4 protein-coding genes are annotated in these 2394 nt (G+C 64.1%); 1 reads left to right on the top strand and 3 read right to left on the bottom strand.

The features are described 5' to 3' along the window. Positions 1 to 237: glutathione S-transferase family protein (locus EN939_RS30195; RefSeq protein WP_164751351.1), on the bottom strand; the 237-nt coding region annotated here is incomplete at its 3' end. A 160-nt stretch (positions 238 to 397) separates the two neighbouring features. Here EN939_RS30195 and EN939_RS30190 point away from each other — a divergent pair. Further along, positions 398 to 1204 carry an undecaprenyl-diphosphate phosphatase gene (locus tag EN939_RS30190; RefSeq protein WP_127269760.1) on the top strand — a complete coding sequence of 269 codons (807 nt, stop codon included), beginning with the start codon at positions 398 to 400 and terminating at the stop codon, positions 1202 to 1204. Positions 1205 to 1377: 173 nt separating this feature from the next. On the opposite strand, the gene EN939_RS30185 is transcribed toward EN939_RS30190, so the two are convergent. Both EN939_RS30185 and rsmI read right to left on the bottom strand, forming a co-directional pair. After that, positions 1378 to 1755 (bottom strand): YraN family protein, encoded by a 378-nt coding sequence (locus EN939_RS30185; protein WP_127269758.1) that lies wholly within the window; start codon positions 1753 to 1755, stop codon positions 1378 to 1380. Continuing rightward, positions 1748 to 2394: 16S rRNA (cytidine(1402)-2'-O)-methyltransferase (rsmI, locus tag EN939_RS30180; protein ID WP_164751350.1), on the bottom strand; the 647-nt coding region annotated here is incomplete at its 5' end. The genes rsmI and EN939_RS30185, both read right to left, overlap by 8 nt.

Raw genomic sequence — 2394 nt, 5'->3', positions numbered from 1 at the left:
CTTCAGCACGCCGCGCGTTTCATCGAGATATTCCGAAATCACCGTCGCGCCGACGATCGGCACGTCGCCTTCGGCCAGCAGGATCGGCAGCGTTCCGGCCGGGTTCAGCGCCAGGAACTCCTTGCGCCGGGTCCACGGCTTTTCCTCGATCAAAGCCAGCTCCTCGCCATACTCGCCGAATGCGAGGCGGACGAAGCGACAGGTGGCGAACATGGGATGGTGGAAAAGCGTCAGCATGGTTCCGCGATGATAAAGCGCACTGGCGAATCGCAGGGCGCACCGGTAAGTCTTGGCCGCCCGGTTAGCGGGCCGTCAGGGTGTTGCGACCTATAGGGGGACTTCAACGCCATGACAAGCAAGCCCTTCTGTCAGCCGTCACGCCAATGCCGAGGTAGCCATGGAAAGCCAGACCATCGTCGAAGCCCTGCTGCTCGGCCTGCTGGAGGGGTTGACCGAGTTCATCCCGGTGTCGTCGACCGGCCATATTCTGCTTGCCGGTCATTTCCTCGGCTTCCATTCGACCGGCAAGGCCTTCGAGATCCTGATCCAGCTCGGCGCCATCCTGGCGATCCTCAGCGTCTATTTCCGCCGCCTGTGGAAGATGCTGCTCGAACTGCCGCATGACCGGCTGACGCGGCATTTCGCCATCGGCATCCTGATCGCCTTCCTGCCGGCGGCGATCATCGGCGCGCTGGCGCATGATTTCATCAAGACGGTGCTGTTCGAATCGCCGAGGCTGATCTGCATCATGCTGATCATCGGCGGCGTCGTGCTGCTGGCGGTGGACCGCATGAACCTCAAGCCGGTCTACCGCGATGTCGAGCGCTTCCCGACCCGGCTTTACCTGCAGATCGGGCTTTTCCAGTGCCTGTCGCTCATTCCCGGTACATCGCGTTCGGGCTCGACCATCGTCGGCGCCCTGCTTTTGGGCGTCGATAAGCGCGCTGCCGCTGAATTTTCCTTCTTCCTTGCGATCCCGACCATGGTCGGCGCCTTTGCCTTCGACCTGTTCAAGAACCGCAACGTGCTGAGCAGTGCCGACCTGCCGATCATCGCCGTCGGCTTCGTCGCCGCCTTCGTCACGGCGCTCATCGTCGTACGCTTCCTGCTCGATTATGTCTCGCGCAAAGGCTACGCGCTGTTCGGCTGGTGGCGGCTGGTGGTCGGCGGTGTCGGGTTGATGGCGCTGATGATCTGGGGGTGAGGAGTGGTCCGCGAAGCGGACGGAAAGCCAATTGCTTGGCTTTCCGAACGACGAACGGTGAAGGCCCGGTTCGCCTTCGGGCGGATCAAAAGGTCCGGTGGACCTTTTGAAGGGACTGAACGCCCGAAGGGCAGGGAGCCAGCGAAGGGCGAGCAACGCCCGTAAGTGGCCCCTCAACTCCTCCCGTAAAACGCGTTCTCGACATGCACCGGCCAGCGCCAGGGCAGCACCGCGACCATGTCGAAGCGCATCGACAGCCTGCCGTAGTCCGCTTGGCGCGACAGCCAGATGTCGGCCGCGCCTTCTATTCGACGTTCCGATTCGTGACCGATCGCCTCCATGGCTTCCATCAGCGTGCGGCGCGCCTTGACCTCGACGAACAGCACCAGATCGCCGCGCCGCGCGATCAGGTCGATCTCGCCGAAGCGTGTGCGGTGGCGGCGCGCAAGGATTCTGTAGCCCTTCATCATCAGTGCTGCCGCCGCCAGCCATTCACCGCGATGGCCGCGCCGATAGGCCTTTTGGCGGCTGACGCTTGGGCGCTCAGCCACTGTCGCTTTCTCCAGAAGTCTCCCTAAGGTCAAGCAGCCGCCGATAGAGGGCCTGTTTCTGGCCGCCGGTCATCTTCGCGGCTTCCGCGGCCGCCTTGGAGGCCGGCATTTCGACGGCAAGCGACAGAAGCAGACGGTCGATGTCTTCAGGCTCGTCGACCCTGGCCTCGGCCGGACCGACGCAGACGACGATTTCGCCCTTCGGCGTATCGGCCGCAGCATAGTGGTCGACCAGCGCCTGCAGCGTGCCGGTTCGCATCTCTTCGAAGGTCTTGGTCAATTCCCTGCCGATAGCGGCCTTGCGCTCGCCGCCGAGCGCTTCGACCATGGCAGCCAGGGAGTCAGCCAGCCGGCGCGGCGATTCAAAGAAAATCAATGTCGCCGGCACGGCCTTCAGTGCTTCCAGCCGTGTCAGCCGCTGCCCTGATTTGACCGGCAGGAAGCCGGCGAACAGGAAGGCATCGGAGGGCAGGCCGGATGCCGTCAGCGCCGCCAGCGGCGCTGACGGGCCGGGGATAGGCACGACGCGAATGCCGTGGTCGAGCGCCTCGCCGACCAGCCGGTAGCCGGGATCGGATACCAGCGGCGTGCCGGCATCGGAGATCAGCGCCACGCTCTGCCCGGCCTGAAGTGCCGATA

It is taken from the genome of Mesorhizobium sp. M7A.F.Ca.CA.002.05.1.1 (assembly GCF_003998335.1).
In the GTDB taxonomy this organism is placed as follows: Bacteria; Pseudomonadota; Alphaproteobacteria; order Rhizobiales; family Rhizobiaceae; genus Mesorhizobium.
Note: the sequence above shows the minus strand (reverse complement) of the source record. Positions and strands in the feature narration are given on the sequence as shown.

Excerpts from the sequence above, each read along its gene's own strand:
- EN939_RS30190 (WP_127269760.1), top strand. The coding sequence starts at position 398 with ATGGAAAGCCAGACCATCGTCGAAGCCCTGCTGCTCGGCCTGCTGGAG.